A 15,776-nucleotide genomic window follows, 5' to 3' on the forward strand; every position below is an offset into this window, starting at 1 on the left:
AAATAATTTTGTTAAAACAACATTATTTTGTGTCACAAAATAAAAACTGTTTAAAAAACAGTTTTCTTAAATAGATTAATTAAAACCCATTCCGCTTAGACCACCCATCCCAGGAATATTTGGCATACGCCCTGATTTAATTTGACGAGCAATTTCATCAACTTGTTTTTTTGTTTTTTCAAATTGATTAATTAGCTCATTATATTCTTTTTCAGTTCGTCCTGAGCCTTTTAAAATCCGATTTTTTCGTGATAAATGTTTTAATAATCGTGGTTCACGACGTTCTTTCACTGTCATTGATGATAATAATACTTCGGTTACTTTTAATTTTCGTTCAGCATCAACAATTTTTTCATCACTTAATTTTGGCATTCCAGGTAATAATTTCATAATTCCGCCCATTTTACCCATTTTTGAAATTTGGCGCATTTGGTTTAATAAATCTTGCAAATCAAACTGTCCCATCATCATTCGATTCATTGTTTTTTTTATATCACGTTCATCTAATACATCTTTTGCTTTTTCAACTAAGGTTTGAACATCTCCCATTCCTAAAATTCGATCAGCCATTCGGTCAGGATAAAAGATTTGTAAATTACTCATTCCTTCTCCAGTTCCAATAAAAGTAATTGGTAATTTTGTTAAATGTGTAATTGACAAAGCAGCCCCACCACGAGCATCACCATCTAGTTTTGTAACAACTACTCCTGTTAATTTTAATAACTGATTAAATTCAGTCGCAACATTAATAATGTCTTGCCCTGTCATCCCATCAACAACAAGAAGAATTTCATCCGGGGTAATATTATTTTTAATTTCTTTTAATTCTTGCATTAACTCAGCATCAATATGTAAACGTCCAGCTGTATCAATTAAAATAAAATCATTTTTATTATCTTTTGCATAAGTAATTGCTTGTTGCGCAGTCGTTACTGGATTTTGTGTTCCGCGCTCAAAAACTTCAATATTTAAATTTTTCCCAATTGTTTTTAATTGTTCAATCGCTGCTGGTCGATAAATATCACAAGCAACTAATAATGGTTTTTTGTGATATTTCTTTTCAACTAACTTAGCAATTTTCCCCGTTGTGGTTGTTTTACCACTTCCTTGTAAACCAACCATCATTACAATTGTTGGTTTTGAAGTAAATGATAATTCTTTAACTGTTTTTCCAAATATATTAACTAATTCTTCATGCACAATTTTAACCATCATTTGTGATGCATTTAATCCATCAAGAATATATTCACCCCGTGCTTTTGCTTCAACAGCTTTAATAAAATCTTTAACTACTTCATTATTAACATCAGCCTCCAATAATGCTAATCGAATTTCACGCATTGTTTCAGTAATAGCATCAGTCGTTAAAGTTGATTTTTTCATATTTTTTTCAATTGATTTTTTCAATCGATTCGCTAAAAAATCTCCAATCATATTTTTTCTCCTTTAATTTTTATAACAAATACACTCTTATTAATTAATTATACTAAAATTAACATAAAAAAAGAATAAAAATTTTATTCTTTAAATAACAGTTTCCGTAACTCGTAATTCACGGATAACTGTAATAACAATATCACCAGGAATTGCCTTTGCTTGTTTAATTTTTTCCTTAATATCAAGCGCAATTTTATGAGTACGAGCATCATCATTAATAATTGGATTAACAATAACTCGAATTTGTCGTCCTGCTTGTAAAACATAAGCTGATTGGACACCATGGACTGTTTGGCAAATTTTTTCTAACTCATTCATTCGAGCAATATAATTTTCAACAGTATTATTACGACTGCCTGGACGAGCAGCTGACAACGTATCAGCAGCTGATACTAAAACAGAATAAGGATTAGTTACTGGTACTTCGCCATGATGCGAAGCGATTGCATTAATAATAATTGGATGTTCATTACATTTTGTTGCAATTTGAACACCTAAAGTAACATGACTTCCCTCATTTTCAAAATCAACTGCTTTTCCAATATCATGTAATAACCCAGCACGCATTGCAATTGCAGAGTCTAACCCCAGTTCACTTGCCATTATTGCTGCTAATTTTGCTACTTCGACAGAATGTAATAAGACATTTTGACCATAACTAGTTCGATATTTTAAAATTCCTAAGTGACGAATTAATTCAATATCTAAATTATCAATTGCTAATTCAGCCGCAATTTCTTTTCCTGCTTCAAGAATTGTCATTTCGATTTCTTCTTGTTCTAATTTGATTGTTTCTTCAATTCGCGTTGGTTGAATTCGGCCATCAAGTAATAATTTTTCTAAAGTTTTTTTTGCAATTTCCCGACGAATTGGGTTAAAAGATGAAATTTGTACAACATTAGGTGTATCATCAATAATTAAATCAATGCCTGCCGCTATTTCAAATGTACGAATATTACGTCCATCTTTCCCAATAATTCGTCCTTTCATATTATCATCTTCTAAATAAATTGAAGTTGTTGTTTTTTCTGCCACAACTTTTGCTGCATAACGTTCAATTGCAGTAGTAATAATGTTAATGGCTGTTTGTTTGGCATTAATTTTTGCAGTATTTTCAGCATTTCGTAAAAATTCACCAATTTCCTTTTGATACCGATCACTTATTTCTTTAAAAAGAACATCTTTTGCTTCTTCAAGTGAATATCCGGCAACTTTTTCAAGTTGATGAAGATTTCGTTCTACCATTTCTTGATAATAGTTAATCTTTCCTTGCAATTCTTCTTTCTTGCGAAACACTTCTTGCTCTTTGCCATTTAATACTTCTTCTCTCTCAACAATTAAACGTTCTCTATCTAATAAAAATTTTTCGGTTGCTAAAAATTCTTCACGTTTGCGAGTTAATTCATCTTTCATTTCTTGTCTAATTTGTGCTGCTTCAACGCGTCCATCTGCTTTAGCAGCATTAATAATTTTTTTTGCTTTATCTTCTGCTTTTTTGATTAATTTAAATCTTAAATATTTTTCAAATAAATATCCAAGAAAGTAAGAACCTATTGCAACAGCAATAAGGATAATTACTCATATGTGTGTTTGCATAATTATTTCTCCTTTACTTAAAAGATTAAGTAAGAAGTATTAATTTTAAATATATAAGTGGAATACTATCAATGAAATCATTGCCACATATTATTATACTCTTTTTTAGAAAAATTTTCGCAGAAGATTTCAATTTTATACGAATATTTTTTTCATTTCAACCCTATATTTTAATATTTTTTTATTATTTTTATTAACTTTTAATATAATTTTAATCAATTTCAACGTCATATTTCTTTTTAATTTCATTAGAAAAAAAATCATTTAATATTTGGGAGTGTTGCATATAAACGGGTATTACTTAATTTATTTAAAAACAAGAAACTTTTTTCTTTTATTAAAACATAATAACACAAAAAAAAATACAAAAAATAATTTCATATTTTAACATACTAAAAATAGGGGACCGTTGCAAAGATACGGGTTGTTAGTTAAAAACAAGATATAATCTTGTTTTTTTCTTTTATGTATAGAAAATTTAATTTAAGGAGTTGAAATTATGCAAACAAAACATTATTTTATTTTGGTAGTATTCATTATTCTTAGGTTTTTAATAAAATTAAGTAATTAGAAACAAATTAAGTTTCGCTTATAATTGAATGATAACAAAATTTATAAAAAATTCAGCTTTTTTAAAAATATAATTTTTAGTTGAAAAAATAATTTATAAATTTATGAATTTTGACACACTAAAAAATACTTTTTAAAGTTATTGCTAATTTTAAAAGGTTTTTTTTATAAAGATAAAAATTGATTTTGAAATTGATTTAAATTAAATATATTAAATTCAATTTTTTCTTTATTATTTTTATTAGTTTTATCAACTTTCTCATCATTAATTTGATTATTAAGTCTTAACATAGAAGCAATTAACATATTGATAAATGTTTCTTTACAATATATTTTTGCGCCACGCCCTTTAACAGCCTTAATATAATGCGATACATCACCCTCAACATGACAACCAATATTATATTCTAATGATTGATTTACAATACCTTCTTCATTACTTTTAATTAATTCAATGGTTTCTAATAAAAATATTTTTTTATTACCATTAACATATGGTAAATGACATATTAAAAAATCTAATAATAATTTATAATTTCCAGTAAAGAAATATATTTTTGCTAATTTATATTTTATTCTATGAATTTTGATCCTATTTCGATTTGGGAATAATTGTTTAAATCTATTTGATAAATGAAATTTATCTAAACTATATGATACAGTATTATTTTTATATTTTGCTTTTACTGCTCTATAAATTTTTTTAATTTGTTTTTCACCATCACTTAATATTAATATTTTAGTATTTTGATTAATATCATAAGTATCCAATGATTTAAAAAATTTATCAATAAAATTATCAATATTAGATTTATTATTTTTATTCTTATGATTTTTATTCATCATTTGAAAAACGCCTTTTTTTCTTTTTCATTTTTATTCTGGTTTTTGTTGACTTTTCTTGATCAACACCAACATGCATAGTCGCAAGAAATATTTTATTTTCATTTTTTTTATTTTCTCGCATTGGTTCAAAAGCTCCGTCAATTTGAATATATAAAACATTATTTGGAATTTTAATTTTATTGTTATTTTTATTACTAATGTAATCGGTTTCTTCTAAATCGGCATTTTTAAAAATATTAGATATTGTTCTTTCACTAATATTTGCATTCTCTGTTGTATGTAAAATATCTTTATATCTTTTTCCATCACCTATAAAAGACATATATTTATTTTTTAAATTTATTTCAATTCTTTCGTATTTTTTTAAACCTAATTCTTCATCTAAAGGATAACGATTTATATTTTCTTTTTTTCTTCATCATATTTAACATATAATCTTCTTTTAATAGGAATATCTCCATATTCTGTTTTAATTGTTTTTGGCAATTTTGATATCACCTTATGTCCTTGTAATATTTGTCCTTGTTGATATAATTTAAATATCTCATTATCTCTTTCAATCAAGAAATTTTTAGTTTCATTGTTTGTTTCTATTATTTTATCTTTTTTATAATCTTCTAATAAATTTTGTTTTAATTCCATTTTATAATTTCCTTTCATATAAACAAATTATTTTAAAATATGATACTTAATACTTCACATAATTTTATCAAAAAAAGGAGGCTATTTAAAAATGCATGATTTTACCAAAATTAATAACAAAAAACGGATTACTAGTTATAAATATTTAAATAAAAAATATGATTTGAATTTTAGTGACTATAATTTTGGTCTTGATTGAGAAGTATTTAAAGACTTTGTTGGTGATAGTTATGCCCGATATTTTACTTCACCAACTTTTTTTAAGTTTGTTTCAGCGGGGCGTGGTACTAATAAGACATGAAATCACATAGCAGAAAAATTATTTTTTGCTTGTAATTTTACTGATGCTTCATCTAACATTTTACGAAGATATGCCAATACCCATGAAGATACTACATTTGGCGATACAATTAATGTATGTAATTATTTATACGATAAATATGAGATTGATATAGGACCCGACAATGAAAATGGCATTGTTTGACCTAAAAATGTTAAAGAAGGTAACGAAATTGTTTTTCCTAGTGGTGTTCGAATTGCTTTTGCGGGTTATGCTAATGGTAATAAAATTATGGGGAAAGTTGGTAAAGGTAGTGGTATTATATCAGCATGAACTGACGAAATAATACATGCTGAAGAAAAAGAAATCTTAACTGATAAAGAACTAGATAAAAGATATAATAATTTGCGAATTTCCATGTTTAGATCAAAAAACTTAAAAGTATCTTATGAAAAATATACTGATGAAAATGATAATGAACAATTTAAATATAAAAACTAAACGCTATTTTTTGTCTTTTTGAGTAGACAGTTTTGAAATTATACAAAAAGCGATTAGAAAAAGAACAAATACAAATATTAAAAAATAGGAGGAAAAACAATGGCATTAAAAAATGTAAAATATGTTCTTATTAATGAAAATAGTGAACCTATTAAAAATGAAGATGGTAGTTTAGATATTAAAACTGCTGAAGTTGAAGAATTTAATGCAATTAATTTAGAAAATAGTAATCAGCAAATCAACGAACTACAAACAAAAAATACTGAATTAACTTCACAAATTGAACAACAAACAATTCAATTAAAACAAATTGAAGTAATTGACTTTATTAATTCTTTAACTGATAATGAAGAATTTAAAAATGTTTTATTAAAGTCTTATGATATTACTGATGATATTGAAATCATTAAAACACAATTGCAAAGTGTTTATGATGAATTAATTAAAGTACAAACAGTTAATACTGGTGGCGTACCAAAAGTAGAAAACAAAGAAAACAATATTTTAGATACAGACAATGTATTTAATAAATAGAAAGAAGAAAGTAAATTATGGCACAAAACCCACAAAGAATTTTCGGAGATATTGCTAATCAAGCAACAAAACGAGATCGAGAAACATTTGAACAATGATATTTACAAACTTATCAACAAAAATTTAGTTGAGAAGCATTATTTGCATGAAAAGATGCAAGTAAATTTAGTTTAGCATATAAAAGAAAGAAAAATATTAAATATAATGAAGGTTCTGGTAAAGATGGGAAAGTATTTAATACTGATGATAAATTATTAAATTATTCAGAAGTAGAATTTGATGATGGAATTGTTGAATTAGATACAATTTTAACTTTTGCTCGTAAATTAGACCCTGTAGAAAGTGATTTTAACCCTAATCTTTGGGCTGCTGATATTGAACAAGCAATGGATACTGAGGTTGCTTATAAACGTAATAAAATTTTAGAAATTATTAATAAAGGAGTAGTTACAACCATTCAAGGTCAAAAAGCAGATGATACTAATGCTTTACAAATTCACGATGAAATTATGGATAAAATATATGAAAATGGATTTACCCCATCAGAAACAGTTGTCTTGGGTTCGGCTGATTTTATTCATGGAATTCGTAATAAATTACAGTTACAACTTGGAGCAAATGACCAAATAAACAATGTAATTGAAACAAGCGGAGCAATGAAAACTGTTGAAGGAACAACATATTATATGGTTCCTAAAAAATTATCAATTATTAATAAAGATGGTTCAGAAGGAACAATTATTCTATTACCAGATGATGTTAATGCAATTGCCTTTAAATTTAGTAAAAAATATGACCCTCTTATCTTACGCAAAAAAGACCATACTCCATTAAGAGTTGGTGCAGCTGCATTGGATACTGGAATGAGTAATACTTTGATTATAAAAAGAGTTTTATATTTAAGTGGGGCAGTAGTTGAACCTAAGGGAATTATTAAACATATTGTTTCAAAAATTGATATTAGTAAAATTAATAAAATAGATAAATCAAATATTCATGTTACAGACCCAACAAAAGCAACAGCCGAACAGTTAAAATCACAATTTAAAGATGTTGTTTTAAAAGCAGTTAAAGCCGTAAATAGTTCTTTAACTGAAAGTGATTTTGATTACTTTATTAAAAGTAAAGGTGAAGACTGACCAATTAATATTACAAATGATAAAACTGTTGAAGTTCAAATTGAAGGTAAAAACAACGCTACTGGTCAAACAAATCCGATTGATGTTAAAATTAAAAATTCTTAATAGTACTAAAAAATAGTACTTTTTCGTTTGATATATATGCCAATTGGAACATCTAAAACAGCCCTTATTTATGCTGTTAAAAAAATCCAACTAGATTGTCAATCCAACAACAAGAAAAAAATTTTGGTTTACAGTTATTAGAATTTTTAGGAATTCAAGTTTTAGCACTTGGTTTATCAGTTTTAACTGATGGTATTGCTTCGGCTGTTGGTCTAGGTGCGGGATTATCTAATTTTGCCGCAGCATTTATCTCATTTGGAGTAGAAACAGCAACCGATTTTGCCGTAAATCAAATATACGATAAATTAACATCAGAAGTGACAGTAAAAAGTACTGCCTTAAATTTGCTACCAGCAATTGGTGGTATTGGAAAATTAACGCGTGCTGCTTGAACAACTAAAATTTTAAAATTAGCGAAAGAAACTAAACTACTTGAAAAATTAGGTGTAATAACTGCTAATAATTTAGAAGATGTTGTAAGACAAGTTAGAGGTAAAAAGATTTTATCTGATAAATTAATATTTGATTTTACAAAACAAGCTAATAATGAAACTTTATTATATACAATTGGAAAATTAGCCCGAAATGATTTTTATAAGGGCTTTAAAGTTTCTAAATTAGAAACAATTAATAATTTATTAAAAATTGAAAAAAATATTCAAAAAATAAGTCCTACATTAGTTCAAAAAATACCACGCATAAATGAAATAAATGCTAATAAATGATTGTCTGAATATGGATTAAATATTGATAAAATAAGCAAAATTAATACTAATGAGTGATATAACATAATGACTAATCTTCATAAAAAAGGTGTTGGTAAAAACCTGATATTAAATGCTAATTTAATGCGGGGCAGTAAAATATATAATAATAAATTATGGCGCTGTGTATATATAAACGGCAAATTTATATCTTGTTAAGTTAATAATAAAATATTTTTAATAAATTTCAACAACTTTTTCAGAAAAAATTAAATTTTTGTAATTTTATCTTATTTTATTCATATTTAAGCACACTAAAAAATAATTTATTAAATTTTAACTAATAAATTTATTTAAAATTTTGTAAAAACATTGTCTTTGCACTTAGTCAATTTAAACATGGTCGGAGTTTATCATTTATAACATTAACTACTCAATCTATCATTTTTTGACTAATATTATTAAAATCAATTCCCTTAGAAAGTCAATATCTAAATTCACCGTTCATATGCTCAATTAATGGTTTTTGTTGTGGTTTACCGGGGTCACAAAAATAAACTTGTGTTTCAGCAAATATTTCCATTTCTTTTCATTTACTAAATTCTTTTCCACGATCTGTTATTATTCCTTTAATTTTTCCAATTAAATTATTATTTTTAGCAATATCTTTAAATTTTTCTAAAACTTTATTAGCAGTATTATTTTTTAATTTCATTACAAAATAATTTTTACTTGATTGTTCTACTAAAACTAAATTACTAGATTGATGGTCTTTTCCTACAACAGTATCCATTTCAAATCATCCAACATTAGAAACTTTATTTTCAATATCTCAAATTGATTTAAAGTTAGTTAATTTACCACGATTATCAGTTTTTCCTTTTGTTTTATATTTTTTACCACGATGGGGTAAATTTTCTTTTTTTAATCCAAATTCACCTAAGCGAATTCATTTATACAATGTTTTAACACAAGCAGGAAATTTAACACCAAATTCCAAGAAATAACGATAAATTAATTGTTCGGGTGTATCGTGGTATTTATTAAATCTTATTTTAATAAAATCTAACTGCTCTTTTGTAAATTTAGGTAGTTTTTTAATGCATTTTTTACGTTTTTATTTATAATCTTTTTGTGCTTGATATGGATTATAATCTTTTATATTTTTAAATCGATTTATTTCTCTTTTAACAGTATTAACTCCACGACCCCGTTTGTCGTGATATTTCAGATAAATTAATTGTGCCATTTTTCTTTTTACAAGTATCAGATAATAATAAATCTTTAAATAAATCTCGTTCATCAAATATTAAATGTTTAAATTTTCTCATTTTTATACAAATTCCTTTCATTTTTTCTTATAATGTATTATATATAAAATAAAGAGGTCAATAAATATGCAAGAATTTAGTAAAATTAATAACAAAAAACGAATTACTTTTTATAAACATTTAAATAAAAAATATGATTTAAATTTTAGTGACTATAATTTTGGTTTTGATTGAGAAGTATTTAAAGACTTTATTGGAGATAGTTATGCCAGATATTTTACTTCGCCAAGTTTTTTTAAGTTTGTTTCAGCGGGGCGTGGTACTAATAAAACATGAAATCATTTAGTAGAAAAATTATTTTTTGCTTGTAATTTTACTGATGCTTCGTCGGTCATTTTACGAAGATATGCCAACACCCACGAAGATACTACATTTGGCGATACAATTAATGTATGTAACTATCTATATGATAAATATGGGATTGATATAGGACCCGACAATGAAAATGGCATTGTTTGACCTAAAAATGTTAAAGAAGGTGGCGAAATTGTTTTTCCTAGTGGTGTTCGAATTGCTTTTGCGGGTTATGCTAATGGTAATAAAATTATGGGGAAAGTTGGTAAAGGTAGTGGTATTATATCAGCATGAACTGACGAAATGATACATGCTGAAGAAAAAGAAATCTTAACTGATAAAGAACTAGATAAAAGATATAATAATTTAAGAGTTTCAATGTTTCGTTCTAAAAGTTTAAAAGTGTCTTACGAAAAATACACGGATGAAAATGATAATGAACAATATAATTTAGATAATCCTATTCCAGTAAAAGAATTATCTTGGACATTTCAAGAATGAGACAACATAGCAAAACAATATATAACAGTTACAACATATTTTTATAAAACATATTCTAATCAATTTACCTTTAATCCTTTTGATAAATACCATATCTTTTATGAAAAATTTGTAACGCCATATTTACCTTTAAATGAAAGAATTAAAAATATTTTAAAAGAACACAATCAGGTATATTCAGAAAACAAACAAGCATTTAATGGTTTGGGTATTTTTAATTTGCGTTTAACTATGGGGGCTGTTTGAAATAAAATACCTGATATTACCAAAAAAATTGTTTTAGCAAATAAAGAAGAACGACCCGATTTATTTGAACTTGAATATTACGGTTTTGAATATAACGATAATGACCCCAGTATTTATGTTTTACGAAATTATCGTAAATATATTAAAGAGTATAATTTACAAGATTTTTATAATACAAATACAAAACAATATCAATTTGATAGTTATTCAATTGGTGTTGATTATGCTAATGGTAGTGAAGACCATACAGTATTTTTATTTAGTGGTTATAAAATTAATGAAAATAATGAATATGATAAATATTTAATTAAAGAAAATGTTGTTACCCCAAAAAACGCAATGAATTTAAATGAAATAGTTGAACATTACGGACAATGAATAATTAACTGTTTTGATAAATTTGATGGTTTTGAATATGCTACATTTCATTATGATATTAATGCTCATGACTTTATGCAAAAATTACAAGAAGATATTTACCCTTATTTAGGTTATAAAATTAAGATGTTTAAAGCCAAAAAACATCAGACATCCCTTAATAAAGAAGCGGGAATAATTAATCGTGTAACATGAATAAGAAAAATGTTTGTTCAAGGCAAAATATATGGTATATTATATAACTTCCCATTTTTAGATAAGTGTATTAGTGAATTAAGATTTAGCGATACCAAAACAAACACACCCGACAGTAAAATGTACCACGATCCATATGATGCTTTGTTTTATGGTTCTTATCCGTATCGCTTTAAAATGGGTATATAAAATGTATTATAATATTATTGAAATAAAATTAGAGAATATTTCAATTAATTTTTATCTATATTTTTATTAAATCTGTAATAGCAGATTTTTTTAGGTTTTGGGCGAGCGGTTGATTTTCTTAAATTTTTGTGATAAAATGACTTACAAGTTAAAAAAGATTTTGAGGTTCTTTCAAACAAATTTGGGAACCTTTATAAAATTCTTCGCTTAACGCTTAGAATTTTTCCCAAGTATTTTGAAAAGCGCGGCAAAAGTTTTTTTAAACTTTAAGGCATTTTTCGCAAAACTTATGAAAATCACCGCGAGCCCAGATTAGTACAATATAATCACAATAATAATCATTTAAATAACTTCCTTTCTCAAATATGTTTTAAAAGTGCTTATATATATATATATATATATATAATGTCAATAGATCTTGATAAAAATTTTCAAGATAAAAGAAAGGAAATAATAAAATGAAAAAACTTTTAAGTTTATTAAGTCTATTAACTATTGGTGGAACCGCTGTACCAACAACAATTGCTGCTAGCCCCTATCAAAAAGAAGAAACTAAATTAGAAATTAGTAAAGTTAATTATTCACAAAAAAATAATTTAGAAAAATTAAATAGAGTAAAAAGACAAAATAATAAAAAAAATAATATTGTTGGAATTTCAGAAATTGTTATTATAACAAATAAAAGTATTATTTCTTCCGGTGTAGTTTTAAATAATAAATTATACTTTGGTTCTTTTGATCATAATGTTTATGAATATAATCCTGAAACTGGACAACAAAAAGTTGTAATTACAACAAATGATGGTATTTGATCTTCTGGAGTTGTTTTAAACAATAAAGTATATTTTGGTTCATATGATAAAAAAGTATATGAATATAATCCTGAAACTGGACAACAAAAAGTTGTAATTACAACAAATGGTGGTATTTGATCTTCTGGGGTAGCTTTAAATAACAAATTATACTTTGGTTCAAAAGATAATAAAGTTTATGAATATGATACATTGCAATTAATTGAATCTAAAATTATTAATATGAGAGATCAAGTAAAAAGAGGGTTATATTTATATCATAAAAAACAAAATCCTAATTCTGAAATTAAACAGATTTTAAATATTAATTTAAAAAATTTAACAGAATCTGAACTTGTTTTAGAAGAAACACAAAAAATAAATCATATAATTTAGAACAAGATCTTAATGATATTTGTAAAGATTCTAACTCAACATTTATAAATAATAGTAATATTGAACAAATTCAAAATACAGTTTCTTGTTCTAAACAATTAACAGAAACAAATACATTTCAAAAAATGAATGGATTTTCTAAATCAGAAACAACATCAAATACTGATAATTGAAGTACAAATGTAAATACTAAAGTTACAGCAAAAGCTAGTAGTAATGCTGGTGTCCCTGTTGTTTTTGGTGCAAAACTTGAAGTTGCAGTTGAAGCTGGTGGTGGTTATACATGAGGGAAGTCAAAAACTTATACTATAACAGATACTTCAAATTCTTCTGAAACAGAAATTAAAACAACCACAAACACTACAACAATAACTGTTCCATCTCAACCAGTAAAGGTGCCACCACATAGTAAAATTTCAGTTTATGTTACTTCTTTACAAAATAATATAGAGCTTATTTTAAATTATTATCAAAAAATTGAAGGTATGGTTAGTGCAAAATTAATTGATAAAAATAATAATGAAATAATAGTTAATATTTCAATTAAAGATGCTATGCTTAGTTTATTTGAAAATGAAATTTTACCCTCAAAAATAAAAATAAATAATGATAATAGTATAAATTTTTACTATGATATTAAAAGTAAAAAAGAAATAATTATGCATCAGACTGAGATTGGGGAAGCTATTCCCTTAAATTCGGAAGAAAAAAATGTAACATTTAAAAATAAAAAAACAGATATAGTGGTAGTAAAGAATTAATTATAAACACGATATGAAAAAGAAATTAAGTCTTTTGGGAACAATCACTTTAATTGGAGCAAGCACAACAAGTTTAGTTGCTTGTAATACACCACAAAAATATACAACCGAAGAATTAACAAAAATAAAAGAAGAAAACAAAATAAATACTACTAACCAAGAAATAAGAGATAATTTAGAATGAATATCATCACAAGAAAAACCATTGAATAAAATTGATAATAAATGATATTTTGTAGTATGGCGAAATGATGATAATGATGATTTAAAAATTAGTAAATTTAAAAATAGTGTAAAATTGAATATTGGCGAGACATATAATATTAACGAGAGCTTACTTTTATTCAATGGAAATTTTGCTGCTAATTTAAAAATTGATTTAGAAGTTATTTTAAAAAACGGAATTCCAATTACCTGATTTTTTGATAGGGATAGCACTTTTTTAAAATCTGTTTATCGTTGAAATGGAAATGAAGAACCAAATACACCATTTATTTCACCTTAAACAGGACAAATTACAGATTGGAATTTAAAAAATCAAAATAATATCAATAACAATAATGATGAAATTAAAGTAACTGTTAAAAACAAAGATATTTCAGAAAATTTTATTTATCAATTAGAAGCAAAATATTTTAATTGGTTATCACTAACAAATGAATTAAAAACAAATAATATCCCTTCTCTTATTCCTGCTGATAATTTAATTGTTTCTAATGACAAAATAGAAGAATATTTAAACTATTTTTCACAATGATATAGATTACTTTATTCTAAGGCGGTTTGAGCAAATATGACTAAAGATTTGGTTGAAGATATTATTAAAATAACTTATGATGAAAAACTATTTATTTTAAATCAAATTGAAATATCGGGCATATGAGGTTATGGAAATTATGATATTACAATTTTTACCGAAAAAGAACAAATTAATATTAACAATTTGGAATTATTTAGTAGAAATAATGAAAAACTATCATTAATTACATTAGAAATATAAAAACTCATTTAATTAATTAAATGAGTTTTTATATTTATTCATCTTCAATTTTTATTTCACCAGTTTTAGAATCAACAGTTAAACTAGGAATATTTGTATTAAAATTTCAACGATAAACAGATTTTAAAAAAGTGCTATCCCTATCAAAAAATCAGGTAATTGGAATTCCGTTTTTTAAAATAACTTCTAAATCAATTTTTAAATTAGCAGCAAAATTTCCATTGAATAAAAGTAAGCTCTCGTTAATATTATATGTCTCGCCAATATTCAATTTTACACTATTTTTAAATTTACTAATTTTTAAATCACCATTATCATCATTTCGCCATACTACAAAATATCATTTATTATCAATTTTATTCAATGGTTTTTCTTGTGATGATATTCATTCTAAATTATCTCTTATTTCTTGGTTAGTAGTATTTATTTTGTTTTCTTCTTTTATTTTTGTTAATTCTTCGGTTGTATATTTTTGTGGTGTATTACAAGCAACTAAACTTGTTGTGCTTGCTCCAATTAAAGTGATTGTTCCCAAAAGACTTAATATTTTTTTCATTTTAAATTGTAAAGTATGCTGCTCCGGTTGGTGCAAGATTAATATTAGTAATTATTTCATTAATTCCAGTAATTTTGCTTGGATTTCAAGAATCTCTATAAAAATAATATAATCCTTTTGTTGTTGCAGCATATAAACTACTAGATTTTATATTATCTGCACCATCTTTTTGAAATATTGCTGTTGCAGTTACTTGCCCTTGTACTTTAGTAATTTTTCTTGGTGTTCAAGAATTTGACGCAAGATAATAATTTAATTCACAATTAGATTCTATGCTTCTTTTAAATTCATCATGATTTGAATTTTGATGAGTAACAGCTGAAACAAAAGAACAAATTGATTCATTATCATTATCTGATTCATTATTAATTGGTTGTTCATTTTCATTCAATAGCCCCGAAACTAATAAGTTTCCTCTTGAGAATCTTGCTCAAATTCCATTATTTATATTTGAACTACCTACTGAATTTATTATTCTCATAATCGAATTATATATTCTTTCAGTTGTAAAAATCGAAAGAATAGCACTAGGAATTGCTGCAATTAATGCATTATCTATTACAGTAGATCATTGAACATTTCCGACGCGAGCTAAATTCAATAACGCAGAAACTCCTGCAGTCGTAGTTGATACTCCTGTAAAAGTAATACCCACTATTAAAAGCACTCTTGTCTTTCGTTCTCTTATAGATAAATTTGAATTATTTTGTATTTCTCTTATTTGATTAATTGCAGTATTATTAATTCTTACTTCCAATGGTATTGAATTTTCTGTAATATTTAA

General features: G+C 25.4%; 16 protein-coding genes and 1 pseudogene. 9 read left to right on the forward strand and 8 right to left on the reverse strand.

What is annotated here, in order from left to right:
* Positions 1-75 precede the first annotated feature (75 nt).
* From ffh to AACL22_RS01730, 5 genes are all read right to left on the reverse strand, one after another.
* Positions 76-1,434 (reverse strand): signal recognition particle protein, encoded by a 1,359-nt coding sequence (ffh, locus tag AACL22_RS01710; protein WP_338989147.1) that lies wholly within the window; start codon positions 1,432-1,434, stop codon positions 76-78.
* Positions 1,435-1,524: 90 nt separating this feature from the next.
* On the reverse strand, positions 1,525-3,033 hold the full coding sequence (rny, locus tag AACL22_RS01715; protein WP_338989149.1) for a ribonuclease Y: 1,509 nt from the start codon (positions 3,031-3,033) through the stop codon (positions 1,525-1,527).
* A 735-nt stretch (positions 3,034-3,768) separates the two neighbouring features.
* Positions 3,769-4,449, reverse strand: coding sequence for a hypothetical protein (locus AACL22_RS01720; RefSeq protein WP_338989151.1), 681 nt, complete (start codon positions 4,447-4,449; stop codon positions 3,769-3,771).
* The gene (locus AACL22_RS01725; RefSeq protein WP_338992953.1) at positions 4,439-4,873 is read right to left on the reverse strand and encodes a UPF0236 family transposase-like protein; all 435 of its coding nucleotides are present in this window, start codon (positions 4,871-4,873) and stop codon (positions 4,439-4,441) included. The genes AACL22_RS01720 and AACL22_RS01725 overlap by 11 nt, the downstream gene beginning before the upstream one ends.
* Positions 4,846-5,091, reverse strand: a complete 246-nt coding sequence (locus AACL22_RS01730; protein WP_338989153.1) for a hypothetical protein — start codon at positions 5,089-5,091, stop codon at positions 4,846-4,848. Before AACL22_RS01730 ends, AACL22_RS01725 begins: the two co-directional genes overlap by 28 nt.
* A 91-nt stretch (positions 5,092-5,182) precedes the next feature.
* Between AACL22_RS01730 and AACL22_RS01735 the strand changes: the two genes are divergently transcribed.
* The 4 genes from AACL22_RS01735 to AACL22_RS01750 all read left to right on the forward strand — a co-directional run bounded on the left by AACL22_RS01735 (position 5,183) and on the right by AACL22_RS01750 (position 8,573).
* A complete protein-coding gene (locus AACL22_RS01735) occupies positions 5,183-5,872 on the forward strand; it encodes a hypothetical protein (protein ID WP_338989155.1) in 690 nt (229 codons plus the stop codon).
* A gap of 99 nt (positions 5,873-5,971) precedes the next feature.
* The gene (locus AACL22_RS01740) at positions 5,972-6,406 is read left to right on the forward strand and encodes a hypothetical protein (protein ID WP_338989156.1); all 435 of its coding nucleotides are present in this window, start codon (positions 5,972-5,974) and stop codon (positions 6,404-6,406) included.
* Positions 6,407-6,423: 17 nt separating this feature from the next.
* Positions 6,424-7,650 (forward strand): hypothetical protein, encoded by a 1,227-nt coding sequence (locus tag AACL22_RS01745; protein WP_338989158.1) that lies wholly within the window; start codon positions 6,424-6,426, stop codon positions 7,648-7,650.
* 95 nt (positions 7,651-7,745) lie between these two features.
* Positions 7,746-8,573 (forward strand): hypothetical protein, encoded by an 828-nt coding sequence (locus AACL22_RS01750; protein ID WP_338989160.1) that lies wholly within the window; start codon positions 7,746-7,748, stop codon positions 8,571-8,573.
* Between the two features lie 130 nt (positions 8,574-8,703).
* On the opposite strand, the pseudogene AACL22_RS01755 reads toward AACL22_RS01750, so the two are convergent.
* Positions 8,704-9,685 (reverse strand): annotated as a pseudogene (locus tag AACL22_RS01755) (IS30 family transposase).
* Positions 9,686-9,751: 66 nt separating this feature from the next.
* Here AACL22_RS01755 and AACL22_RS01760 point away from each other — a divergent pair.
* The 5 genes from AACL22_RS01760 to AACL22_RS01780 all read left to right on the forward strand — a co-directional run bounded on the left by AACL22_RS01760 (position 9,752) and on the right by AACL22_RS01780 (position 14,436).
* Positions 9,752-11,488, forward strand: coding sequence for a hypothetical protein (locus AACL22_RS01760; RefSeq protein WP_338989162.1), 1,737 nt, complete (start codon positions 9,752-9,754; stop codon positions 11,486-11,488).
* Positions 11,489-11,946: 458 nt separating this feature from the next.
* Positions 11,947-12,675 (forward strand): PQQ-binding-like beta-propeller repeat protein, encoded by a 729-nt coding sequence (locus tag AACL22_RS01765; protein ID WP_338989164.1) that lies wholly within the window; start codon positions 11,947-11,949, stop codon positions 12,673-12,675.
* 125 nt (positions 12,676-12,800) lie between these two features.
* A complete protein-coding gene (locus AACL22_RS01770; protein ID WP_338989166.1) occupies positions 12,801-13,436 on the forward strand; it encodes a hypothetical protein in 636 nt (211 codons plus the stop codon).
* Between the two features lie 13 nt (positions 13,437-13,449).
* Entirely contained in the window at positions 13,450-13,941 is a 492-nt protein-coding gene (locus AACL22_RS01775) for a hypothetical protein (protein ID WP_338989168.1), read from the forward strand.
* 288 nt (positions 13,942-14,229) lie between these two features.
* A complete protein-coding gene (locus tag AACL22_RS01780) occupies positions 14,230-14,436 on the forward strand; it encodes a hypothetical protein (protein WP_338989170.1) in 207 nt (68 codons plus the stop codon).
* A 34-nt stretch (positions 14,437-14,470) separates the two neighbouring features.
* Here the strand turns inward: AACL22_RS01780 and AACL22_RS01785 are convergent, their stop codons facing one another.
* Positions 14,471-14,992, reverse strand: coding sequence for a lipoprotein (locus AACL22_RS01785; protein ID WP_338989172.1), 522 nt, complete (start codon positions 14,990-14,992; stop codon positions 14,471-14,473).
* A 1-nt stretch (position 14,993) separates the two neighbouring features.
* Positions 14,994-15,749, reverse strand: a complete 756-nt coding sequence (locus AACL22_RS01790; protein WP_338989174.1) for a hypothetical protein — start codon at positions 15,747-15,749, stop codon at positions 14,994-14,996.
* Between the last annotated feature and the right edge of the window lie 27 nt (positions 15,750-15,776).

It is taken from the genome of Spiroplasma endosymbiont of Seladonia tumulorum, from assembly GCF_964020235.1.
Classification (GTDB): domain Bacteria; phylum Bacillota_I; class Bacilli_A; order Mycoplasmatales; family Mycoplasmataceae; genus Spiroplasma.